The organism is Micromonospora sp. NPDC007220, from assembly GCF_040634035.1.
Classification (GTDB): domain Bacteria; phylum Actinomycetota; class Actinomycetes; order Mycobacteriales; family Micromonosporaceae; genus Micromonospora; species Micromonospora reichwaldensis.
This window is the reverse complement of sequence record NZ_JBEYEU010000037.1, coordinates 17,839-41,027: the sequence shown is the minus strand read 5'-3', so window position 1 is coordinate 41,027 and position 23,189 is coordinate 17,839. Positions and strand designations below refer to the sequence as shown.

At 75.4% G+C, this 23,189-nt stretch carries 16 protein-coding genes; 9 read left to right on the top strand and 7 right to left on the bottom strand.

All coding sequences use genetic code 11. The annotated features are described in order from the left end of the window. Window positions 1–247: 247 nt before the first annotated feature. The gene (locus ABZ573_RS30605) at window positions 248–670 is read left to right on the top strand and encodes a DUF6234 family protein (protein ID WP_151453846.1); all 423 of its coding nucleotides are present in this window, start codon (window positions 248–250) and stop codon (window positions 668–670) included. Window positions 671–803: 133 nt separating this feature from the next. After that, the gene (locus tag ABZ573_RS30600; protein ID WP_151453847.1) at window positions 804–1,676 is read left to right on the top strand and encodes a peptidoglycan DD-metalloendopeptidase family protein; all 873 of its coding nucleotides are present in this window, start codon (window positions 804–806) and stop codon (window positions 1,674–1,676) included. 113 nt (window positions 1,677–1,789) lie between these two features. Here ABZ573_RS30600 and ABZ573_RS30595 read toward each other — a convergent pair whose 3' ends face one another. Then, entirely contained in the window at window positions 1,790–4,051 is a 2,262-nt protein-coding gene (locus ABZ573_RS30595) for a catalase (protein WP_327028816.1), read from the bottom strand. A 114-nt stretch (window positions 4,052–4,165) separates the two neighbouring features. Here ABZ573_RS30595 and ABZ573_RS30590 point away from each other — a divergent pair, with 114 nt between their 5' ends. Both ABZ573_RS30590 and ABZ573_RS30585 read left to right on the top strand, forming a co-directional pair. Beyond that, entirely contained in the window at window positions 4,166–4,624 is a 459-nt protein-coding gene (locus ABZ573_RS30590) for a serine hydrolase domain-containing protein (protein WP_358122517.1), read from the top strand. Next, window positions 4,621–4,854 carry a hypothetical protein gene (locus ABZ573_RS30585; RefSeq protein WP_225852098.1) on the top strand — a complete coding sequence of 78 codons (234 nt, stop codon included), beginning with the start codon at window positions 4,621–4,623 and terminating at the stop codon, window positions 4,852–4,854. The genes ABZ573_RS30590 and ABZ573_RS30585 overlap by 4 nt, the downstream gene beginning before the upstream one ends. Before the next feature lie 48 nt (window positions 4,855–4,902). Here ABZ573_RS30585 and ABZ573_RS30580 read toward each other — a convergent pair whose 3' ends face one another. After that, window positions 4,903–6,297 (bottom strand): peptidoglycan recognition family protein, encoded by a 1,395-nt coding sequence (locus ABZ573_RS30580; protein ID WP_225852099.1) that lies wholly within the window; start codon window positions 6,295–6,297, stop codon window positions 4,903–4,905. A 305-nt stretch (window positions 6,298–6,602) separates the two neighbouring features. Here ABZ573_RS30580 and ABZ573_RS30575 point away from each other — a divergent pair, with 305 nt between their 5' ends. From ABZ573_RS30575 to ABZ573_RS30565, 3 genes are read left to right on the top strand one after another with little or no spacing between them, the layout of a single operon-like run. Beyond that, window positions 6,603–8,012, top strand: coding sequence for a hypothetical protein (locus ABZ573_RS30575; RefSeq protein WP_358122514.1), 1,410 nt, complete (start codon window positions 6,603–6,605; stop codon window positions 8,010–8,012). 56 nt (window positions 8,013–8,068) lie between these two features. Continuing rightward, window positions 8,069–9,304 (top strand): MoxR family ATPase, encoded by a 1,236-nt coding sequence (locus ABZ573_RS30570; protein ID WP_327028813.1) that lies wholly within the window; start codon window positions 8,069–8,071, stop codon window positions 9,302–9,304. Next, entirely contained in the window at window positions 9,301–10,542 is a 1,242-nt protein-coding gene (locus ABZ573_RS30565; RefSeq protein ID WP_358122512.1) for a VWA-like domain-containing protein, read from the top strand. The genes ABZ573_RS30570 and ABZ573_RS30565 overlap by 4 nt, the downstream gene beginning before the upstream one ends. Window positions 10,543–10,562: 20 nt before the next feature. Here the strand turns inward: ABZ573_RS30565 and ABZ573_RS30560 are convergent, their stop codons facing one another. The 5 genes from ABZ573_RS30560 to ABZ573_RS30540 form a co-directional block, all read right to left on the bottom strand. Then, complete coding sequence (locus tag ABZ573_RS30560) at window positions 10,563–12,002, bottom strand: hypothetical protein (protein WP_358122510.1); 1,440 nt, start codon at window positions 12,000–12,002, stop codon at window positions 10,563–10,565. A 125-nt stretch (window positions 12,003–12,127) separates the two neighbouring features. Then, window positions 12,128–13,942, bottom strand: a complete 1,815-nt coding sequence (locus tag ABZ573_RS30555) for a family 16 glycoside hydrolase (protein ID WP_358122508.1) — start codon at window positions 13,940–13,942, stop codon at window positions 12,128–12,130. 187 nt (window positions 13,943–14,129) lie between these two features. Next, window positions 14,130–17,030 carry a LuxR family transcriptional regulator gene (locus ABZ573_RS30550; protein ID WP_225852359.1) on the bottom strand — a complete coding sequence of 967 codons (2,901 nt, stop codon included), beginning with the start codon at window positions 17,028–17,030 and terminating at the stop codon, window positions 14,130–14,132. A gap of 83 nt (window positions 17,031–17,113) precedes the next feature. After that, on the bottom strand, window positions 17,114–17,350 hold the full coding sequence (locus ABZ573_RS30545; protein ID WP_132240737.1) for a hypothetical protein: 237 nt from the start codon (window positions 17,348–17,350) through the stop codon (window positions 17,114–17,116). Between the two features lie 86 nt (window positions 17,351–17,436). Next, window positions 17,437–20,553, bottom strand: a complete 3,117-nt coding sequence (locus ABZ573_RS30540; protein ID WP_358122505.1) for a type 2 lanthipeptide synthetase LanM family protein — start codon at window positions 20,551–20,553, stop codon at window positions 17,437–17,439. 307 nt (window positions 20,554–20,860) lie between these two features. Between ABZ573_RS30540 and ABZ573_RS30535 the strand changes: the two genes are divergently transcribed. Both ABZ573_RS30535 and ABZ573_RS30530 read left to right on the top strand, forming a co-directional pair. Then, entirely contained in the window at window positions 20,861–22,678 is a 1,818-nt protein-coding gene (locus tag ABZ573_RS30535; protein WP_327028808.1) for a BTAD domain-containing putative transcriptional regulator, read from the top strand. Window positions 22,679–22,720: 42 nt separating this feature from the next. Then, window positions 22,721–23,155 carry a VOC family protein gene (locus ABZ573_RS30530; RefSeq protein WP_151456118.1) on the top strand — a complete coding sequence of 145 codons (435 nt, stop codon included), beginning with the start codon at window positions 22,721–22,723 and terminating at the stop codon, window positions 23,153–23,155. Window positions 23,156–23,189 lie beyond the last annotated feature (34 nt).

Here is a 23,189-nt window from a genome sequence, read left to right as displayed (position 1 = left end):
TTTTTTTTATTTCTGTTTCCCACCCTCTCTCGCCCGGCGGCCCCCCCCCCGCCGCGGCCCGCCCCCCCCCCCCCCCCGGGCGGGCCGCCGTCCTTGCCGGCGGCGGCCCCTCCCCCCGGAAGCGCCGCAGCCTGACGCGCGGCCAGCGCCGACCCGGCCCCCGCGCGTACGCCCGGGTGCGGGAGATCCCGCGCGGTGAGTACCCGGGCTCACGTCCCGCGGCCCCGGCTCCGCGACGCTGTACGGCATGACCTCGTCGACACCCGCCGCCCGGTCCCGGTACGCCCTCGTGCTCCTGACGGTGGTCTGGGTGGTGGCGTGCCTGGCGCTGCTGTGGTGGTTGTTCACGATCGGCATGGAGGGCTGGGCCGACCACCACTCGAACGGTGGCGGGCGCTCGGCGGAATTCGGGCGCCGCTCGGCCCGGGCGCTGCTGTTGCTGGCGGCGACGGCAGCGGGCGGGCCGGCCGTCATCGCGCTGGTGGCGTTCGGCTGCCGGTACCGCCGCACCGGGCTGGTCTACCTGCTCCTCGCCGTCGTGGCCGCGGCGGCGCTGGCGCCGGCGGTTGCGGATGCCGCGCGCACCCTCCGGCCGCCGGCCGCGCCGCTCCCGGCGCCGACGACCTGCCAGGAGCACAGCGGCGGTGACAGCCGCTGCCCGGGCGGCTGAGCGACCCGGTGGTGCGATTGCGGACCGTCGCCCGTGGCCCGGCGCCGTGGCGGAGCGGACGGTCGACAGATTTATTCGTGGCTATGTATTGTCACTGGCCCGACCGGCGTACCGATCCAGCAGGGAGCACGCGATGGACCATCTCGACCAACCCGGATGCTGCGGCGACGGCCCGGCGGTCGCCGGTATCGACCGCCGCGCGGTGCTGCTCGGCGCCGCCCTCGGCGCGGGCGCCCTGGCCGGGCTGGCCGTTCCCGGCCGCGCGTACGCCGCGCCCGCCATCTACAACCCCTTCTCCGGGTATCCCGTCACCGGCACCTGGCAGGAGCACCTGAACCGGGGTTCGCTCGGCGGCGTCGACTTCGGCATGCCGGTCGGCACCCGCCTGCCCGCCTGCGGCGCGGGCACCATCCAGAACATCCCGTACAACGGCACGGGTGGGCACACGGTCACCATCCAGCACGCGGACGGGTACCGCAGCCAGTACATGCACCTGTCGCAGTTCCTGCTCGGCAACGGCGCGGCCGTGTCCAGCGGCACCGTCGTCGGCCTCTCCGGCGGCGCGGCCGGCGCGCCGGGCTCGGGCTCGTCGACCGGGCCGCACGTCCACTGGCACATGATCAACCCGGCGGGCGTACGCATCAACCCGCTGGCCTACATCGGTCAGAACCCCGCACCCGGGCGACTGCCCAAGACCTCCACGGAGCAGGACGGCATCCCCGGCACCATCTTCTACCAGCGCATGCAGAACTGGCTGCGGCTCACCGCCGGATACACCGGCCCCATCGACGGCGCGCCCGGGCCGGGCACCTACGCCGCCCTCCAGCGGGCCATGCGGGCCTACGGCTACACCGGACCGATCGACGGACAGCCCGGCCCGAACACCTGGCGCGCCGTGCAGCGCCTCGCGTCCGGCCACGGCTACACCGGCCCGATCGACGGGGTGATGGGGCCCAACTCGTGGCGCGGCTTCGCCCGCTTCCTCAACCAGGACAGGTGGGACTGACCGCGACAGCCCCGCCGCACCCGCCGCACGGGCGGCGGCGCGGCGCGGGCCGGACGCGACGAGGGCCGTCCCCCGGTGTTGCGGGGGACGGCCCTCGTCGGCGGACGAGCGCGTCAGGTGACCGAGGCGGGGAACCTCTCCCACACCCGGTGGGCGGCCAGCAGCTGCTGCACGGCGGTGAGGACCTCGGCGCCGGAGCCGCCCGTGACGACGCCGGGCGTGCCGGCGACCCCCGCCTGCCGCAGCACTTCGACGCCGGCGCCCCACGCGCCGATCGCCTTGGCGTGCCGCCAGCACTCGTCGACCAGCAGCAGCACCCGCGGATCCACGGCGGCGGAGCCCGCCGCGCCGGCCTTGGCGTCGCGCGCCGGCGACGCGTCCGGCGCGGGCGCCGGCGCCCCGGCCAGCAGGAGCACGTCGAACTCGACCGAGCGGCCGGTGGCGAAGGTCCGCTGCACGGGCAGGCCGCCCACCAGGCCGCCGTGCGGGGCGACGAGGAGCGGCACCATGCCGGCCGCGAAGACCGCCCGGCGTACCTCGTCGACATCGTCGAGCCCGGCGGTGGGGTCGACGACGATGCCCATGGTGCGGCCGTCGGCCGGCCACTGCCTGCCCACCTGCGACAGCGCGGGGCTGGGCGCGGGGTCGACGAGCGGCACGGTCGGCTCCGGCGCGGGCAGACCCAGCCCGGTGGCGACCTCCGCGCACAGCACCGGGTCGATGTTGGCGAGGCACTGGAGCTGGCGTTCCCGGATCGCCTGGTGGAAGCACTTGCCCAGCTCGAAGGTGTAGGCGCGGACGATGTGCTCCTTCTCGACCGGCGACATGCTCAGCCAGAACAGGCGGACCTGGCTGTAGTGGTCGTCGAACGAGGCCGGGTTGGCGCGTACCTTGGGCGCCTCCGTCACCGTCACCGGCACGTCGACGAACGCGCCGTCGGTGTCCCCGGCCGGGAAGGGGTTGCCGCCGTCGAGCGAGTTCGGCCGGTACGGTGCGACCCCGGCGTGGACGGCCTGCTGGTGGAAGCCGTCGCGCAGCATGTCGTTGACCGGGGCGTGCGGGCGGTTGATCGGGACCTGCGAGAAGTTCGGCCCGCCCAGCCGGGTGAGCTGCGTGTCGACGTACGAGAACAGCCGGCCCTGCAACAGCGGGTCGTTCGTGACGTCGATGCCCGGCGGCAGGTGGCCGACATGGAAGGCGACCTGTTCGGTCTCGGCGAAGAAGTTCGTCGGCGTCCGGTTGAGCGTCAGCTTCCCGACCGGCTGCACCGGTGCCAGCTCCTCCGGCACGATCTTCGTCGGGTCGAGCAGGTCGATCCCGGCGAAGGTCTCCTCGGGGGTGTCGGGGAACACCTGGAGGCCCAGCTCCCACTCCGGGAAGGCGCCGGCCTCGATGGCGTCGTAGAGGTCCCGGCGGTGGAAGTCCGGGTCCACGCCGCCGAGCAACTGCGCCTCCTCCCAGGTCAGGGAGTGCACGCCCAGCTTGGGCTTCCAGTGGAACTTCGCCAGCGCCGTCTCGCCGGCGGCGTTGACGAGCCGGAACGTGTGGACGCCGAAGCCCTCCATCATCCGGTACGAGCGCGGGATGCCCCGGTCGGACATGTTCCACATGGTGTGGTGCTGCGCCTCGGTGTGCAGGGAGACGAAGTCCCAGAAGGTGTCGTGCGCGCTCTGCGCCTGCGGGATCTCCCGGTCGGGGTGCGGCTTGCCGGCGTGAATGATGTCGGGGAACTTGATGGCGTCCTGGATGAAGAAGACCGGCATGTTGTTGGCGACCAGGTCGAAGGTGCCCTCGTCGGTGTAGAACTTCGTCGCGAAGCCGCGGGTGTCGCGGACCGTGTCGGCCGAGCCGCGCGAACCGAGGACGGTGGAGAACCGTACGAAGACGTTGGTCGTCCTGCCCTTCGCCAGGAAGCCGGCCTTCGTCACGCCCTCGGCCTTGCCGTAGGCCTCGAAGACGCCGTGCGCGCCGGCCCCACGCGCGTGCACGACGCGCTCGGGAATGCGCTCGTGGTCGAAGTGGGTGATCTTCTCGCGCAGGTGGTGGTCCTGCAGCAGGACCGGACCGCGCGGCCCGGCCTTCAGCGAGTGGTCCGTGTCGCGCAGCCGCGCCCCCTGCGACGTCGTGAGGAAGGCGCCCTGCTGACCGTTCGCCGTCGTCGGCGCGCCGGTCGCCGCGCCGGTCGGCGTACGGGTCTCCGGGGCGCCCTGTTCCTTCTTGGGCGGCAGCGGATCGTGTGGCGTCGTCGGCTCCTCGACGGTTGGCGGGGCGCTGCCCGGCGCGCCGGGCACGTCCGAGGTCAGCGCGTCGGCCACCTTCCCGGCTGCGGCCTCCACCACGTCCTTGACCGCCTTGGCGGGCTTGCTGGCATCCATCTGGCGAGTTCCTCCACGAAAACGGTGTTGAGCAGGCGTCCTGGCCCGTACCCCGAGGCGGGCGGCGGAAACGGGGACGCGCCGGCGGCCCGCCGGCTCGCGTATCGTCCGCCCGTGAGCGCCGAACTTCTCGACGACTTCGTGCGGGCGGACCGCGACCGTGCCCTGGGCACGTACGGCATCCACGTCCACCGCGAGGGCCACCCGCCCGTGGAGCACCGCTTCCGGCCCGACGACCGGGTGAACGTGTACTCCGTCGCCAAGACGTTCACGTCCGTGGCCGTGGGGCTGGCCGAGGCGGAGGGGCGGCTGAGCCTCGACGACCGCCTCCTGGACCACCTGCCCGAGCTGCGGCCGATCGCCGCCGACGGGCTCGGTGCCGTCACGCTCCGGCAGTTGCTGACGATGACCAGCGGCACCAGCCACCGCTGGTTCGCCGACGAGCGGATCACCGCCGCCGACCTGCTCCACGAGATCGTCGCCGCGCCGCTCGCCGCCGCGCCGGGGACCCGCTTCGCGTACACGGGTTCGGGTCCGTACGCCCTCGGCCGGGTGGTCGCCCGGGTCGGATGACGGGGGAGCGGGTCGACACGAACGCCGTCACGTACGGCGAGCCGTACACCCACGGATACGGGTTGGGCGTGTGGCTCGACCGGGCCGACACGTACCGGTTGGACGGCCGCTACGGCCAGTACGTGGTGGTCAGCCCCGCGCGCCGGGCCGCCGTCACGGTGACCGCGCACGCGGAGCGCGACGAGGAACTGCTCACCGCGATCCACGAGCTCGTCGTCGCGCGGTGCTGACGCGCCGGTGCCGTCCACCCGGCGGGCGGACGGCACCGGCCGTGGTGGTCAGCAGCGTGGCACGCCGGGAATGAAGCCGTCGTGGCCGGTCAGGACGTACGCGTCGGAGACGTACCGGTTGGTGCCGATCCGGTCCCAGACGTTGCTCGTGCCGTAGGGGCCGGTCACCGTGGTGCCGACGGCCTGGCAGTAGATGCTGACGTTCGCGCCGTCGGCGACGGAACCCACGACGGCGTAGCCGGTGCCGGGCCCGGAGCGCACGTTGAGGCTCACCCCCTCGGTGTTCACCGTGCCGGAGCCGACGCCGGTCTGCTGGTTCACCAGCTGCATGTAGTACGACCAGTTCCAGTTCGGGCCCGGGTCGGTGTGGGTGGCCCCGGGGACCTCGTGGTGGCCGATGATGTGCGCCCGGGTCTTGGGGATGCCGTACTTGTTGGCGAGGCTGCGGGTGAGCGTCGCGGAAGCCCGGTACATCGCGTCGGTGAACCAGGCCGCGTTGTCGACGTACCCCTCGTGCTCGATGCCGATGGACTGGGTGTTGTAGGTCCAGTTGCCGGCGTGCCAGGCGATGTCCTTCTCCCGCACCGACTGGGTGACCGCCCCGTCTGAGGAGCGGAACGTGTAGTGCGCGCTGGCCTGGGCGGCCGGGTTCTGGAACCAGCTGATCGAGCCGGCGTAGCTGCCCTGCGTCACGTGGATGACGATGTACCTGACGGAGTGGCTGGTGGGTCGGCTGGCCACCGTGTAGTTGCTGGTGCTCGCCGGCGCCCACGCGGCCGGCCCGTAGTCGGTGCTGAGGATCCCGACCCCGTCCGACGCGTCACCGGGCAGGTCACGCTCCGGGGCCACCTGGCGGCCGGGGACCTTCGCCACCCCGGCGTGGCCGGTGTCGAAGCCGGCGCCGAGCAGGTCGTAGACGGCGTCCGCGTAGAGGCGGGCGAGCGCCGGGCTGGCCGCGCCGCCGTAGCGGGCGACCGCGGCGTACCACTCGTCGACGTCGTCGCGCTCGGCCGCGGTCAGGCCGGCCTGGTCCGCGTAGGAGCGCAGGACGGCGGCCGCGCCGGCGATGTTCGCGGCGGCGTCGGCGCGCAGCGCGGCACGGCTGAGCCCGGTCAGCGTGGCCGCCTCGTCCAGGGTGCGCAGCTTGGGGTTGCTGGCCAGGTGCATCATGCCGTAGCCGCCCGCCGCGCTGGGTGCGCCGCCGTGCCCGTCCAGGCGGGTCTCGGCGTAGCCGAGGGCGACGAGCAGGTCGCGGGGGACGTCGTACCGGCCGGCGGCGGTGTCGAAGGCGGTGGCCAGCCGGGCAGCCGCCGGTGGGGCCCCCTCCGGGGCGGCCGACACCGGCGCGGCGGCCAGGGCTGATTCGGCAGTCAGGATCAGGGTCGCGGCCAGCATGGCGCTGAGCAGCCCACGCCTGCGTCGCGCGGCGAGTCGAGCAGTCATCTGCACCCCTCACAATATTCGCCAATGTCGATGAGGATCGGCGGGTGGCGGTAACGTACACCGCGACGGACGGCGATGTAAATGCCTTCCGTGGCGGTGCGGCGGGGTGGCGGAAACCTTCAATCCGGGTAGGCCGGGCGCCTCCGGTGGAACTGCGGCGCCGGGTGGACGGGCGGGAAGCAGTCGGCCCCGACCGGGGCGGGGTAGGGCCTGGCGGGTCCGGTGCCCGCACCGGTATGCTCCCCGCCGATGACGACTTCCTCTCTCACCAGATCGGAGGCCCGGTTCTCGCAAGGTGAGTGCTGATGCACTCCCGAGCCGCGAGTCCGGACCTTCGTCCGTCCTTCTGGCCGCACGTGCGCGAGTTCGCCGTGCCGCCGTCCATGATCGAGGTTGCCACCGCCCGTCGGGCCGTCGGGGACTGGGCCGGGGCGTGCGCCGCCGCCCGCGTCGACGCCGACGTCGACCTGCGCTTCGTGGCCCGTACCCACGGTCGGGAACTCGCCGACCGGCTCCGCGCCGACCTTCGCCACCTGGCTCCCGACCTGCTGCGCTGGCATCTACCGAGGATCGCGCCCGACGGGCTGCTCCGCCCCGGCCTGACCATTGCGCTGGCCCGCTACGACCGGGGCGGACGCCCCGCCGACGCGGTGCACCTCGTGGTCCGTACGCCACCGGCCTGGGCCGACGCCGGTCAGCGGTTCAGCCTGGCGCTGTGGGACGGGTCCCGTTCCGGCTCCGGGCCGTGTCGCCATCCGCACCCGCACCCCGACCGCCGGTTCCGCCTCGACCTGCACCGCCACCTGTGGGACGCGCGGCGGGCCGGTGAGCTGCGCGTCCGGTCGGGGGCGGACCGGCCGCCTGAGGACGGCCCCTGCGCCGTCCTACCGGAACCGCTGGCGACGGCCGGGCGACGGCGGGGCTGGGCGGTGCAGCGGTGGTCCGCCGAGGCAGCCATCCTGCTGCGCGCCGAGGGGCGGGCCGCTGGCCCGGTCGTCGTACGGGTCGGGGCGCGCCGCCACCTGCTGCTGGAGGTGGCGGCGGCCGGAGACGGTCCCGGCCCGCCCGAGGTGCGGACCGCGTCGTCGCCCTCGCTAAGCCGCGTCGGGACGCGCGGGTCCACGCCGGTGTTGCCCGACGCCGCGACCTGGGTGTCGCCGGACCTGGAACTGCTCCGCACCGGGTCGATCGACGCCGGCCGGCTGCATCCGCTGGTCGCGTCGGCCCTGGCACCCGGCCGCCCGGCGGGGACCGCGCCCCGGACGACGGACCGGGCGGGACAGCCGGGCCGGGTGCGGTGCCGGGGAGCCTGGCACCGGATCGGCCTGGCCGGCGGGACGCTCGTCGCGCTGGACCACGACCCGGCCGAGGTGCGCCGGGAGGAACTCCTGGCCGCGTTGACCGGCACCCCGCTGCCCTGCCTCCAGGCGATCGACGAGGCGCACCGCCACCCGGAGTGCCTCCCCGAGGTCCGGGCCCGCCTGGACCACGGCGACACCGCTGGCGCGCTCGCCGTCGTCGAGGCCCTGCTCGGACCCGACGCGCGGGTGCGCGACGGGGCGCTGCGCAACGAACTCGAGACGGCCGCACTGCGGCGGGTCACGTACGGGCTGTTCCGGGCGGGACTGGCCGGGACCGGCCCCGGCCCCGCTGCCGCCGAGCGTCGCCGTACCCGCGACCGCCGCTCGCGTCCGCGTCACGGAATCGCCCGCTGACCGAGGGCCTTGGCCCCGCACCACCTCGCTCTTCCACCCGCCACGAGAAACCACAGGTGATCACCATGCCCCTTGCCGTCGACCGGACCCCCGACCCGCAGCTCGCCGTCGCCGCCGAGCTGCTCTCCCTGTTGCGCGACACCACCACCGAACCCCGATCCGACACGCAGCTGGAGGCACTGACCCTGGCCGTGGCCGCCGACCTGCCCGTGCTGTTGTGGGGTGAACCGGGGATCGGCAAGACCGCTGCCCTGACACAGCTCGCCGAGGCGCTGGACCTGCCGCTGACGACCGTCGTCGCCAGCGTCCATGAGCCGTCCGACTTCTCGGGGTTGCCGATCGTCGGCGACGACCCGGCGACGCAGGGCGTCCCGATGGCGCCGCCGGACTGGGCCGTACGCCTCGTCCGCGCCGGCCGCGGGCTGCTGTTCCTGGACGAGCTGTCCACCGCCCCGCCGGCCGTCCAGGCCGCCCTGCTCCGCCTCGTGCTCGAGCGACGGGTGGGCGCGCTGCGGCTGCCGCCCGGGATCCGGATCGTGGCCGCCGCGAACCCCCGATCCTCGGCGGCCGACGGCTGGGAGCTGAGCCCACCCCTGGCCAACCGCTTCGTCCATCTCCAGTGGGTCCACGACCACGAGGTCGTGGTGCGCGGCCTGGGCGGGACGTGGCCCCGGACCGCGCTGCCCCGGCTGTGCCCCGACAGGTTGCCGGAGGCCGTCACCTTCGCCCGGCGCGCGGTGTGCGGGCTGCTGTCGGCCCGCCCCGCGCTCGTGCACCGGCTGCCCGGCAACGAGACCCGCCGGGGCGGCCCGTGGCCCTCGCCCCGTAGCTGGGAGATGACCCTGCGCCTGATCGCCTTCGCGACCGCGGCGGGCACCTCCCGGGAGGTGCTCTCGATGCTGGTGCGGGGCACGGTGGGCGACGGCCCGGGGCTGGAACTGCTCGCCAGCATGGACCGGATGGACCTCCCCGACCCCGAGACGTTGTTGGCCGACCCGGCGGCTGCGGTCCTGCCCGAGCGGGGCGACCTGCGGCAGACCGTGCTGGACGGCGTGGTGGAGGCCGTCCGCGGGCGCCCGGAGAGGGGGCGCTGGGACGCCGCGTGGGCGCTGCTGGTCCGGGCGCTGGAAACCGGCCCGCCGGACCTGGTGGTCGTTCCCGCGAGCACGCTCGCCGCCCTGCGCCGCGAGGACTGGGACGTGCCGGCGGCGATCGAACGGCTCGCCGGGGCGGTGTCGGTGTCCCGGCGAGCCGACCAGGCCCGGCTCGCCGCCGCGGGGAGCGGCCGGTGAGCCCGGGCCCGGGGACGCTGGACCGTGAGAAGCTCTTCGCCGCCCGGCTGCACGCCGTCCGGGTCCGGCCCTACCTGGCGTCGGCGCTGTTCGCCCTGCACCTGGTGGAGTCCCGCCGGGTGCCGACGATGGCGGTGGACCGGCACTGGCGGTGCTACGTCTCCCCGGTGTTCGTGGACCGGACCCCGGTCGAGGAGCTCGCCGGGGTGTGGGTGCACGAGGTCTCGCACCTGCTCCGTGACCACCACGGGCGCAGTGACCGGGTCGCGCGGGAACGGGGACTGACCGGGCCGGGGGAGCGGCTACGGATGAACATCGCCGCCGACTGCGAGATCAACGACGACGTGTTCGGCGACGGGTTGACCCGGCCCGACGGCGTCGTGGACCCGGCGACGCTGGGGCTGCCCGAGGGGGAGCTGATGGAGGACTACCTGCGACAGTTCCGGCTCGGGCCGCGCACGCAGGGGCTGGTCTGGCTGGACTGCGGCAGCGGCGCCGACGGGGCGGAGCGGGAGTGGGACCTGGGGCCGGACGGCGCGCAGGGCCTCAGCGCACAGGAACGCGACGCGGTGCGGTTCCGGGTGGCGGAGGGCATCTCCGGGCGTCCCGGGGACGTCCCGCAGGGCTGGCGGAGGTGGGCGGAGGAGGCGTTCCACCCGCCCCAGCCGTGGCGGGACCTGCTGGGGGCGGCGATCCGCTCGGCGGCCTCCGGCGCGGGCGCGGGCGAGGACTACACGTACGGCCGGCCGGCGCGGCGGTCCGCCGGGGTTCCCGGCGTCGTCCTGCCCAGCCTGCGGCGCAGGCCCCCTCGGGTCTGCGTGGTCGTCGACACCTCCGGGTCCGTCAGCGACGCCGAACTGGGCAGCGCGCTGCTCGAGGTCGCGGCGATCTCCCGCGCCGTGGGCGGCCGGCGTGACCTGGTCACCGTGCTGTCCTGCGACGCGGCGGCCCGGACCGTGCACCCGCTGTGCCGCGCCGAGGAGATCCCCTTGGTGGGCGGGGGCGGGACGGACCTGCGTACGGGCTTCGCCCGGGCGTTGCGGACCCGGCCCCGCCCGGACGTCGTCGTGGTCCTGACCGACGGGCAGACGCCCTGGCCGGCCGCGCAGCCGCCCTGCCGCACGGTGGTCGGGCTGTTTCCCCGCCGGCACACGTACTCCGGATCGTGGAACGAGGACGATCCCGACTACGTGCCGGACGCGCCACCCGAATGGGCGCGGGTGGTGGTCATCGGGTAGGCACGCACGCCGGGGCGGCGTCACGAACCGCCGAGGCGGGGCATGACCGGGCGGACCTCGACCGGGGCGCCCGGCCGCCCGCCCGCGCGCGAGCGGTACTCGGGGACGCCCACGCAGGTGAAGAGCAGCGCCGCGAGGTCGTCCGGCTCGCCCAGCAGCCCCGGGACGTCCGAGTCGAGGAAGGTCATGCCCGAGGCGCCCGCGCCCAGGGCGTACGCCGCGAGGTGCAGCCGGCCCTCGACGAGCCCGGCGGCGAGCTGGGCGTCGCGGTAGGCGCGGTCGTCGAGGGCCGACAGCGGCGCGGCGGCGACGACGACGTAGGCGGCGTCGCCGGCGAGCGCCTGGTCCAGGCAGACCCGGAGCAGCTCGTCGCGCAGGTCACCGGCGCGCAGCGGCGTCGAGAGGTCGGGCCACCGGTAGAGGCCGGGCGGCACCCCGTCGACCCCGTGCACGGCGACCCAGTGCGGCACCGGCACGCCGCGCAGGGCCGCGGCCAGGGGCCATTCCAGCAGGGCGCGCGGCAGCGTCCGGGACCTGTCCATCCGCCGCTGCGAGCCGCGCCGGCGGACGACCTCGTCGAGCGGGTCGGACGGCGGGTACGCCGGCAGCGGCTCCGCCGACGGCCAGGGCGCGCCGAGCACGTCCCGCTCGCCCGCGCGCTGGGCGGCGGTGCACAGCGGCAGCTCGACCGGGGGCAGCTCACCGGGGAGCGCCGGCCCGGTGGGCCCGATCGCCGGATCGCCGTCGCCGAACGACAGCAGGGCCAGCGGGTACTCGTGCACCCCGTCCGCGCCGACGAGCGTGCGCACGGTGGCGTCCGGGAAGAGCGACCGCAGCCGCGGCGACAGGCCGGCGCTGTCAGCGGCCGCCGACAGTTGGGCCAGCAGCGTGCCGGCGTCCCAGTAGAGGTGTCGCCAGCCGCGCTCGGCGTAGCGCCACCCCGTGCGCCACGGCACGCCCGTGACCACCAGCGTCGTGACCGCCCCGGTCGCGGCGGGAGCCACCTGGACGAGCGCGTGCCGCCGCGCGTCGTACCAGTGCACGCCGTCCGGCACCCCCGCGACGCCCCGGGTGCTCGCGTAGACCTCCAGCGGAAAGCGCGCCCCGGCCGAGCCGGCGGCGCGGTAGAGGAAGGGGCGGCCGTTGCGCTCGGCGGTGCGCACGACGCCGGCGCCCAGGAAGAGCACGCGGCCCAGCTGCGCCGCGTCGAGGGGCTGCGCGGGGGACGCGACGCCGGCCAGCACGGCGGTCGCGGGGACGCCGGGGTCGGGCAGGTCGCGCGGCAGGGCGAGGACGGCCAAGCCGTCCGGGTAGCCCTTCATGGGCGGCGGCAGGGTCTCGGGGTCGTTCGGGACGAGGTCGTGGCGGACGCGCGGATCGTCCACGGGCACGTCCCACTCGCGGCTCGGCTCGTAGGACGTCAGCCGGTGCAGCAGCCCGGCGCCGGTGTCGAGGTCCATCCGGCCATCCTGCCAGCGCGGAGCGCCGGGCGGTGGCCCCGCAAGCGGTCGCGGGTCGGTGCGGGGACCGCCGGGCGGCCGGGGTGGCCGGCGGAGCCGCCGCCGGCCACCCCGGACGGTCCGGCTCAGATGCGGGCGCCGACGTCCGCGCCGTTGGCCGGGCGCAGGAAGGAGGAGGTGGGGATGGCGCCGTCGGGCGTACGGGGACCGGTGATCGTGGCCGGGTCCGTGCTGGCGAGCGCCCACGTCCCGCCGAGGTTCCACGAGTTGCCGGAGCCGGTGGAGCCGCCGAGCGACACGTCGGTGGTGTTGCCGACCGCGAGGTTGCGGGTGAGCACCGAGGTGGAGCGCGAGACGTTGAAGCCGTCCCTGCCGTTGTCCCAGGCGGTGTTGCGTTCGAAGACCAGCGAGCCGGGGTTGCCGTTGTCGATGAAGCCGCCGGCCGAGTTGCCCCAGGCCATGCTGTTGCGGGTGACGTGGGCGACCGCCGGACGCGGATCCGTGCCGCCGCCGTTCTTGAAGCCGTTGCCGTCCCCGGTGTAGTCGGGCAGGCCCCAGTAGTTGTAGCCGTTGTCGTAGGCGACGCTGCCCTCGACGAGCACCGGCGACAGGAACAGCCAGGCGTCGAAGCCGTCGTCGGCGTTGCGCCACAGCCGGGCGCCCCGGACGACGTTGCCCGTCCCGGAGCCCTCCTTGATCGCCAGGCCGTCCGCGCTCTCGCCGTTCTTGCGCGGGTCGCGGTTGCCGTAGCTGTCCAGGTCGACGATGTGGTTGCCCGACGAGGCGCCCTGCAGGTGCAGGCCGGTCTCGTAGTTGTCCCGGGTGACCAGGCGCTCGTAGCGGCCGTTGTTGGTGTCCACCCCGAAGATGCCGTACGGGCCGTTGACGATCTCCAGGCCGACGAACCGCCACCAGTCGCCCTCGACGTGCAGGGCGCCCCGGTCGGCGCGGGGGATCGAGGATCCCACGGCCCCGGGCGTGTACGGCATGTTCTCGCCGTCGATGACCACGCGCTCGCCCTGGTGGGCGGTGAGGGTGATCGGCTGGGACTGGCTGCCGTCCTTGAGGATCTTGATGGTGCTGGTCGGGGCGTAGGTGCCTCCGCGCACGACGATGGTCCCGCCGGGCTGGACCAGGTCGTGGGCGCGCTGGATGCTCCGCAGGGGCTCGGCGAGGGTGCCCGGGGCGGCGTCGTCGCCGTTCGTGGCGACGACCAGGGTGCCGGCGGCCGGTGGCGGTGTCGTCGGGGGCGGCGGTGTCGTCGGGGGAGCGGTGGTCGGGGCAGGGGTGGTCGGCGGGGTGGTCGGGCCGGTGCCGCCGGAGCTGACCACCACGTCGTCGAAGCTCGCGCCGGCGTGGGCGGTGACCAGCGCGATCCGCCCGGCGCCGGTCAGCGTGGCGTTCGCGTCGCCGACCCGTACGCCGTCGACGAATCCGCGCACGGTGCTGCCGGCGGCCTCGATCCGCAGCGTGTGCCACGCGCCGGTGGAGCCGACGCCGGCCGCCGAGCCGAGCACGGTGATCGCACTGCCGTTGACGGCCTGGAGTTCCGCGCGACCGTCGGCCAGCAGCGACAGCCGGTACATCTTCGTGGAGCTGCTGGCCCGGGCGGCGATGGCGACGAGACCGCCGCTGCCGTACGAGGCCGGCTTGACCCGGGCCCGTACCTCGTAGTCGGTCCAGCTCGTCTGCCCGGCGAACATCCGGGCCAGCTCGCTGCCGGTGTTCGACTGGCGGAGTACCGGCGAACCGTCGGTGGTCACCGACCAGGTTCCGCCCGACTTCGACCAGCCGCCGCTGTCGCCGTCGCCGAAGTCGTCGGAGAAGAGGGTGGCGGCGTGGGCCGTCGAGACCATGGTCGCGGCCAGGGCGAGCGCGGTCGCCGACACGCCGACCGCGGCGACCGCGCCGCGGGTACGTCTGATGCGCCTGTCACGCACGGGGGTCCTCCTGGTGCGGTACGGGAGCGGTCGCGGTCGGCCGGCGGCGGCGGTGCCGCCGACCGGCGGGGGCCGGACCACGCGGGAAAGGGCTTTCCCTCTCGTGACGCTAGGGCCGCCCGGACATCGACGTCAACGTTCGTCGATTGCAGGAATGTTGCACCCGGGCGCCGCCCGGCGGCGCCTCTCAGCCGCTCTCCACCTCGGCGGCGTACTCGCTCAGCGCGATCCGGTTCGGCAGGCCCGTCTTGCCGAGCAGGCTGGACACGTGCCGTTCCACGGTGCGCGGGGACAGGTGCAGCCGGCCGGCGATCTCCCGGTTGCTCAGCCGCCCGACCAGCAGCCGCAGCACCTCGAACTCCCGCACCGTCACGCCCACCGACCGCAGGCCGGAGGGGATGTCGCCCGCACCGGAGCGGCGCTGCGTCATGCGTACGCCCGCCTGGCGCAGCAGGGCCCGGCAGGCGCTGGCCACGGCCGGCACGTCGCTGCGGTGGAAGTGCTCCTCGGCGGCGCGCAGCCACTGCACCGGCGTGCCCCACCCGTCGGCGAGGGCCGACTCGCACACCAGCCGCAACGCGAGGTGCCGGCCCATCGCGTACGGCGCCCCGGCCCGCATCGCCTCCGCCGCCGCCTCCGCCGCCTCCTCCGGCCGACCGGACCGGCCGAGCAGCACCGCCTTCGCGAAGAGGGCGAACTGCAGGTCCCAGCGCAGCCTGCTCGCCGAGTCGCCCTGCACCGCCTCGTACGCCGGCCAGCCGGCCTCGCCGGACGTGACCTGGAGCAGCAGGTGCAGGCCGTGCCGGCCGGAGAGGTGGAAGACCGTCGGGCTCTGCGCCTCGGCGTGGAACGCGCGGGCCAGTTCGTCGAGGGCGCGGGGCCGGTCCTCCTCCAGCAGCGCGCAGAAGGCCCTGGCCAGCCCGTGTACGCGGGAGGCATGCAGGGCCTGGTCGCCGCTCCACCGGCGGAACTCGGCCAGCGCGTGTTCCATCTCCCGGCGCCGCCCCTGGTGTGCCGCGAGCACGGCGCTGACCAGCAGCACGTACTGGGTGGTCTCCAGCAGCTTCAGCCGGGTGGTCGCGGCCAGCACCTGCTGGACGAGGGCACCCGCGGTGTCGAAGTCGCCCCGCAGCACCGCGTGCAGGGCGAGGCTGGCCTCCGCCTGGTGGCGCGCGGTCACCGCGCCGGCCTGGGAGGCCCGTTCCCGGGCCTGTTCGAGCCGGTCCAGCCGCGCGTCGCGCAGCGCGTCGTCGTTGCCGAGCCGGATCAGTGCGTGGATCTCCCAGATCGGCAGCCGGTGCTGCGCGGCGATCGCCAGGGCCCGTTCCAGGCACCGTGTCGCCTCCGCCGGGTCCCGGTGCCGGATCAACGCGCCGAGCAACTGCCAGGCCTGGCAGGCCACCACCGGCAGGGGGACGGTCTCGGCGACGGTGGCGGCCCGGCGGGCCAGCGCCTCGGCGGTGGCGAGCTGGTCCTGCCCGGCGGTGTCCAGCACCAGGTGGGCGGCGACCACGTCGACCGGCGCGGTGTCCTCCGCGGCGGCGTCCGGGCCGAGCAGGGCGCGCGCCTGCTCCACCTGTGCCAACCCCTCGGCCGAGCGGCCGGCGACCGTCGCGGCCCAGGCCAGCCGGGTGTGCAGCTGCGCCCGCCGGCGCGGATCGACGCCACCGATCTGGTCGAGGGTGCTGACCGAGGCGAGCGCCCGCTCGACCAGTCCTGCCTCCGCCAGGGCGTGCAGCAGGGCTTCGAGGGCGGCCGCCCGGGCCACCGGGTTCTCGCCGAGCAGGCCGATCGCGCGGTCGAGCAGGGCGACCGCGGTGGTGGCGCCGCCCTGCGCGATCGCCCGCCGGCCCGCCTCGGTGAACAGTCGGCCGGCCGCCTCCGGGTTGTCGGCCTCCAGGTGCAGCGTGGCCGACACCTGGCACCATTCGCCCGGCAGGCCGGGGAAGACCGCCGCCACCGCGTCGGCCATCCGCTGGGCGAGCCGGGCGCGGTCGGCGGGGCCGAGGAGACTGAGCAGCGCCTCCCGGGTCAGCCGGTGCCGGAAGGCGTACCAGTCGGTGAGCTGGTCGTCCACCGTGACCAGCCGCCCGGCGACGTCGCCGCACAGGTGGTCGAGCACGTCGTGGTCGCTCAGCCCGGTGGCCGCCTGCACCACGGCCAGCGGGAACCGCTGGCCCAGCAGCGCGCCCATCGAGAGCAGCTCCCGGGCCTGGGGGCCGAGCTGCTCGACCCCCTGCGCCATGCCCCGCGCCAGGGTGCCCGGCAGGGCGGCGGGCAGTTCCTCGGACAGCCGCCAGCCCTCCGGGCCGCCGATCAGCAGCGCGCCGTCGACCATGCCGGCGACGAGTTCCTCGATCAGGAAGGGGTTGCCGGCACTGCCCGTCGAGACGAGGGCGTGCGCTGCCGCCGGCACCTGCTCCGGGTCGGCGTCGAGGCAGGCGCCGACCATCTGCCGCAGCGCGTCGTCGTCGAGCCGGCCCAGCTCGATGAGAGTGCACTGACCGCGTTGGGCGGCCGAGCGGGCGATCGTCGACGCCGCGCAGGGCTCCGCCCTGATCGCCCCCAGCAGCAGGGTCGGTTGCAGGGCGAGGTTGTCGATCAGGTACTCCAGCACGGTCAACGTCTCCGTGTCGGCGTCCTGGAGGTCGTCCAGCAGCATCAGGCAACCCCGCCCCGCGCCGGCCACGCCGGTCAGCCGGAGGACGGCCTCGGCGAGGATCACCAGGGACGCGTTCTCCTGGTCGGCGGGCGGCCGGCCCCAGTCGGGGACGAGCCGGCCGAGGATCGGGCCGTACGGCCCGAGCACGGTGGGGTCGACCGGCCCGGACCGCAGCAGTGACAGCAGCGCCTCGGTGAGGGGTCGCAGCGGCACCGCGGTGCCGATCGTGCTGCCCCGGCCCCGCATCACCCGCATGCCCGCCGCGGTGGCCAGCTCCGCGACCCTCGACGCGAGGCGGGACTTGCCGACGCCGCTCTCGCCCACCACGAAGACCGCGCCGCCCCGCCCCGCCCGCGCCGATTCGAGGCTGTTCAGCACCGCGCGCAGTTCGGCGTCCCTGCCGATGAACTTCGAGGAGCGGTACACACTGCGCACGCTATCCGAGGAGGCAGGCCTCGCCCAACGCGGTGCTGTCGACGCCGGTCCCCCGAACGGCTACTGCTCCGTCGTCACATCGGCTTCTCGGGGCAGCAGGTCGTCAGCGGCGCGGCGTCCGCCGCCGCGCCGGCGTCACCGACGAGACCGCCGATCACCATGCCCACGGGCACGACCAGGCTGGCGAGGGCCGCCGCGCGGATCCCGAAGGTCACGACGGGCTGCAGCCACATCGCCCCGGCCGGGTCGTCGACGGGCGCCGCTGAGTCGGTCTCGTCGACACGGCACGGGGGGAGCTGGTTCTCGGACAACTGTCATTCCTCCTGTTGGTGACTTCGTGGGTCGTTTCCGGAGCTGGCGGCTCCTCTGGAGATCGTCGTCGGTCGCCCGGCGGACCTCAACCCGAGGTGCGCGGTTCAGGGGTCGGTTCCAGCAGCAGCACCGACGGCACCGGCCCGGCCCCGGAGAGCCGGAGCAGCCCGTACCCGATGCCGGCGAGGCCGGTGAGCAGACCGGGGGTGGGCACGTTGCCCGGGGTCCCGCAGGACGCCCCGTACCGGTCGACGGCGTCCAGGATCCGGCCGGCACGTCGCCGGGCCGCGCCACCGTCGAGGACACCCGTCGCCTCGGCGACGCCCAGCTCGCCGTGGCAGAGGCTGAGGTCGTCGAGCAGCGGACGGTCGGTGAGCAGGCGTACCGCCTCGTCGGGGGCGAGGGCGTGGTGGGCGAGCGTCAGGCCGGCGGCGCCGCGACACCAGCCGTACCCCGCCGCCCCGTCGCCGCCGGGGGTGCCGGCCCGGCGCAGCGCGCGCCGGCCCGCCCGCGCGTACCGGGCGCCACCGGTGCGGGCGTGGCGGCCCAGCGCCCAGCCGATGCCGGCCACCCCGTCGGCGAAGCCCACCCCCGTCGGCAGTTCGTCCCGCTCGATCGCGTCCACGAGCCGGTCGGCCCAGCCCCGGGCGAGTGACGCCGCCGGCGCGTGGCCCAGCTCGGCGTGCACCGCGTCCATGGCGGCGAGACAGCCCGCGCCGCCGTCGGCCCAGGCCACGGCCGCCGAGCCCGCGCTGGCGGCGGCGGCCAGGTCGACCGCCGCGCGGGCCTGCCCGGCGAGCCCGGGGTCGGCGAGCAGGGTGGACAGTCGGGCGAGCCCGTACGCGATGCCGCCGAGGCCGTACAGCCCGCCGGGGCCGATCGCGGCGACCAGGTCCGGGCGCGCGCCGAGCAGCTGGAACAGCCCCGGCACCCCGGCGACGGCCCGGCGGGCCAGCTCGGCGTAGCGGGCGGTGCCGGTCACCGCGGCGAGCTGGCCGAGGAAGAGGGCGACCCCGAGGTGCCCGTTCGCCAGCCCGGCCCCCATCGGCAGGACGAGCCACTGCCGGTCGTCGACCAGCTCCAGGCCGAGCCAGTTCACCCGGTCCGCGCCGGTCACGCTCCGGGTCTCGATCTCGTCGGCGAGCGCGCACGCCGTGGCGAGCAGGCGTTCCGGCGACGCGGCGGCGTCCGCGACCGACCGGGACGTCGGTGCGGCGGCGTGCCGGCCGTCGACCGGGCGACGGGTCGCCAGCGTCGCCGCGACGATCCACTCCTGGTGCCGCCGGTCGGCCTCGCCCAGCGCGGCGATCTTGCCCAGCGCGGCGTCGAGCCCGCACCGGGCCAGCGGCACGGGCAGCGGCTCCCCGTCCCCGGCGACCCGGGCGGTCCGGCTGCCCGGAGTGCCCTCGAACAGCGGGACGTCGCCCGCCCACAGCGCGGCGACCTCGTGCCGGGGGAACTGGGCGAGGAAGGGGTGTCCGGCCACGCTGGACCAGAGCACGCCGAACGCGCGGTCCCGCTCCAGCGCATCGCCGAGCACGTCCGGGTGGGTGGTCTCGGTGAGCAGGGTGTGGTACGCCGACGTGGGCCGGGCGACCAGCCGTACCGGGACGTCGGCGCACGACGCGACGAGTTCGGTGAACTCCCGGCGGTGCACCCGGATCGTCTCGTACGCCTGCCGGAACCCCTCGCGCAGCGCCGGCTCGTGGGCACCGGGATCGACCAGGGCGTCGCCGACGCGGGGTCGGTTGCGGCCGCCGGCGAAGTCGACGGCCCGCCGGGTCAACCGCATCCGGTCGGTGCCCGGGTCGGCCCAGTCGAGCGCGCTGACGGGTGCGGTCCCGCCCCGGTCGCCGCCGACGCCGGACAGGTCCATCGCCCCCTGGTCGCCCACGACGATCACCGGTATCAGGCCGGTCCGGTGCACCGAGGCGGTCAGCAGGTCCGCGGCCGGGTCGCCGGTGCCCACCGGCTCGCCCAGCGCGGGGTGGAAGAGCGTCTCGGTGTCCACCACGACCGGCGTGTCGCCGGCGGCGATCAGGTTCTCGTAGTGCATGTCCGTGGCGTGCAGGGCGTGCAGCAGCGCGACCAGGGCGCCCTGCCGGCGGTAGAACCCGTCCGCCTGCCCCGGGTGGCGCAGCGCCGTCGCGTCGACGTACGCCGACCAGCCGTAGCCCGGTCGGGTCAGGGCGGCGACCCCGCGCAGCCCCAGCCCCGGCGCCCGCTGCTCCAGCCAGTCGACGAACCCGGTGAAGCTGACCTGGGAGGCCAGGTCGCGCGGCTTGTAGACGACGCGCCGGCCGTCCGCGAAGCGCAGCACGCTGGTCGTGCGGCCACCGGTGTGGGCGTCGCCCAGGTTGCTGTCGACCGCGACCAGCGGGCCGGGGTCGTCGCCGCCGAGCAGGGTGCCCACCAGGTCGTCGCGGTCGGCGACGAACCGGGTCAGGAGTTCGAGCCCGGACCGGGCGGCCGCCGTGGCGGCCTGCGCCAGCAGGCGGGCCAGCACGGGATAGCGGTCGACCAGCTCGGCCAGCCCGGCGGGGTCGCAGAGCTGGGCCACGAAGTCGGCGAAGCGGGCCCGGCCGTCGGCGCCGGCGAGCCGGCCGGCGGCCCGGCGTCGGTGCAGCTCCGAGACCAGCGTGCGGGCCGCGACGGCGAGCAGGCGGCGACCCAGTGCGGCGGCGAACCGGTCGGTGAGGGCGGCCAGGTCGACCGTCCTCTCCGTCGCGATCCGACGGGCCCCGACGAGAAACCGGTCGGCGGCGATTGCCACGAACGGTTGCAGGGGCGCGGTGAGGGCGGCCCGCCAGTCCGCCTCCTCGGCCGACCGCCAGTCCGCCTCCTCGGCCGACCGCCGCGACGCCGCCGCGGCGGCCAGGGCCGCCTCGACGGTCTCCGCCCACGCCGGGCGGGTCGTCCTGGCGGCGAGCGCGGCCCGGTCCTCGGCCAGCAGGTCGCGCAGCCCCGCCTCGTCCAGGCCGACCTCGGCGAGCCGCGCCCCGAGGCCCGGCCCGTGCCCGTCCCACCACCGGTCCAGCCGCCGGCCGGCGTCGTCCGCGTCGTGCGGTGCGTCGGCGGAGCGTCGGCCGGGTGCGCCCGGCGCGCGTTCGTGCAGCGCGAGCCCCGAGGCCCACCAGTGCGGGGCCAGCCGTACGCCGGAGCAGGCGTGATCGGTGGCGCCGGCCAGGGGAGTCGAGGTCACCGTTGCACGGTGCCAGAGCGGGGCGCGGAGTTCATGAGTGGAAACTACTCACATTCATGCCCCATTGCTGGCCACGCCGGTGCGCGCGGACCCGCCCGGGTCCGCGGGCGGCGGGACCGGCCGGGCCGGCGGCGGCTCCTCGCCCCACGTGCGACCCGCCCCATCCTAGTCACGATCGGTGATCAATTGAACGGCCAGCGTGACGTCGCCGGGAAATTGAGTGCCGCCCACGCATGTGGACGCTGCCGGCGCCGATGAGTCTTCGGGCGACTGTTCTACCCGGGGCGGCGTGATGAACGGAGCCAGGATGGAGTTTCGGGTACTCGGGCCGGTGGGGGCCTGGAAGGGTGAATCGGAGGTGGCGCTGGACGGTGCGAAGCAGCGCACCGTGCTCGCGGCGTTGCTGCTCGCCGCGGGGCGTACCGTGCCGGACACCCGGCTGTGCGAGCTGCTCTGGGGGGAGCGCCCGCCGGCCACCTTCGCCGCCCAGCTCTACAACTACGTCTCGCGGCTGCGCAAGTACCTCGGCGCCGAGGTGGACATCGTCCGGCAGTGGTCGGGGTACCAGATCCGCACCGGTGCCGCCCGGCTCGACCTCGACGAGTTCGAGCGCCTGGCCGAGGCCGGTCGGGAGGCACTGCGCGACGGGCGGTACGCCGAGGCCGCCGAGCGGCTGCACGCCGCCATGTCGCTGTGGCGCGGCCCCGCGCTGTCCAACGTGACCGAGCACCTCGTGACGGCCGAGTCGCACCGGATGGCGGAGCTGCGGATGGCGGTCCTGGAGAGCCGGATCGAAGCCGACCTGCGGCTGGGACGCCACGTCCGGCTGGTCTCCGAGATCACCCAGCTCGTCGCCGAGCACCCGCTGCACGAGGGGCTGCGGGGCCACCTGATGACCGCCCTGCTGCACTGCGACCGGCAGGCCGACGCGCTGGCCGCCTACCACGAGGGCCGCCGGGTGCTCGCCGACGAACTGGGCGTCGACCCGGGGCCGCTGCTCACCGAGGCGTACCGGTCGATCCTCGCCGGCCCGCCGGCCCCGGCGGTCGTCGCCGAGCCGAGCTGGCACGGCGTGCGGCCCGCGATGCTCCCGCCCGGCGTCGGTGACTTCGCCGGCCGGGAGGAGGAGCTCAACGGGCTGCTCCGGGTGCTGACCGCCGAGCCGAGGGCCTGCCCGCCGGTCGCCGTGGTCACCGGGATGGCCGGCGTCGGCAAGAGCACGCTCGCCCTGCACGCGGCCCACCTCACCCGGACCGCCTTCCCCGACGGCCAGCTCTACGCCGACCTCGGCCGCGCGCGGGGCAACGCCGTCGAGCCGTACGACGTGCTCGGCTGGTTCCTGCGCAGCCTCGGCCACGCCGAGTCGGCGATCCCGAAGGGGCTCGACGAGCGGGTCCGGCTCTACCGCAGCCAGCTCGCCGGCCGGCGGCTGCTGGTCATGCTCGACGGCACCGCGGGCTACGAGCAGGTGAGCCCGCTGCTGCCCGGCGACCCCGGCTGTCAGGTCATCGTCACCAGCCGGCTCCGCATGCCCGAGCTGGCCGGCGCCACGTCGATCGAGGTCGGCACCCTCGACCGGGGGCAGGCGCTCGCGCTGCTCGGCCGGATCATCGGGGCGCAGCGGGTCGCCGAGGAGGCCGACGCCGCCGGCCGGATCGTCGAGCTGTGCGGTCGGCTCTCGCTCGGCGTCCGGGTCGCCGGATCCCGGCTGCTGGCGCGCCCGCACTGGTCGCTCGGGTACCTGGCGGACCGGCTCGCCGACGAGCGGTACCGGCTGGACGAGCTCCGGCTGGGCTCGATGGACGTCCGGGAACGGCTGGACAGCAGCTACCACCAGCTGGCCGACCTGGGCCAGCTCGCCCTGCGCCGGCTGGCGCTGCTGCGTACGCCGGCCTTCCCCAGCTGGTGCACCGCCGAGGTGCTGGGCGTGTCCCGGCACGCCGGCGAGGAGGTGGGGGAGAACCTGGTCGACGCCCGGCTGCTGGAGATCGTCGAGTCCGACGGCGGCCGGCGGCAGCGGTTCCGCTTCCACGACCTCGTGCGCGTCTTCGCCCGGGAGAAGGCCGACCAGGCCGACCGGGTGCTGGTGGCGGGCGCCGGGGCGCTGAGCGCGGTGGGGAACTGACCCGGCGACCGGCGGCACCCGGGGCTCCGGTATAGATGGTGCATGACCGTCGTCTGGGGCATCACTGTCGACTGCGCCGATCCGGCGCGCCTGGCCGCGTTCTGGCGCGAGGCCCTCGGCTACGTGGAAGCCCCCGTGCCGGAGGGCTTCGCGAGCTGGCAGGAGTGGCTGATCCGCTGGGAGGTGCCGCCGGAGGAGTGGAACGACGGCGCCTACCTGGTCGACCCGCGGGGGGTGGGGCCGAGTGTCTCGTTCCTCAAGGTGCCCGAGCCGAAGGTGGCCAAGAACCGGTTGCACATCGACATCAAGGCGGGCGGTCGGGACAATCCGCAGGAGGTTCGGTGGCCCCGCGTCACCGAGACCGTGCGGCGGCTGAGCGGGGCAGGCGCCACGGTGGTCAGTCAGGACGTGGTGGGCGGCGTCCCCAGCCACGTCGTGATGGCCGATCCCGAGGGCAACGAGTTCTGCGTCGTGTGACCCGCGGTTCAGCGGTGCCTGCGCCCACTCGTCC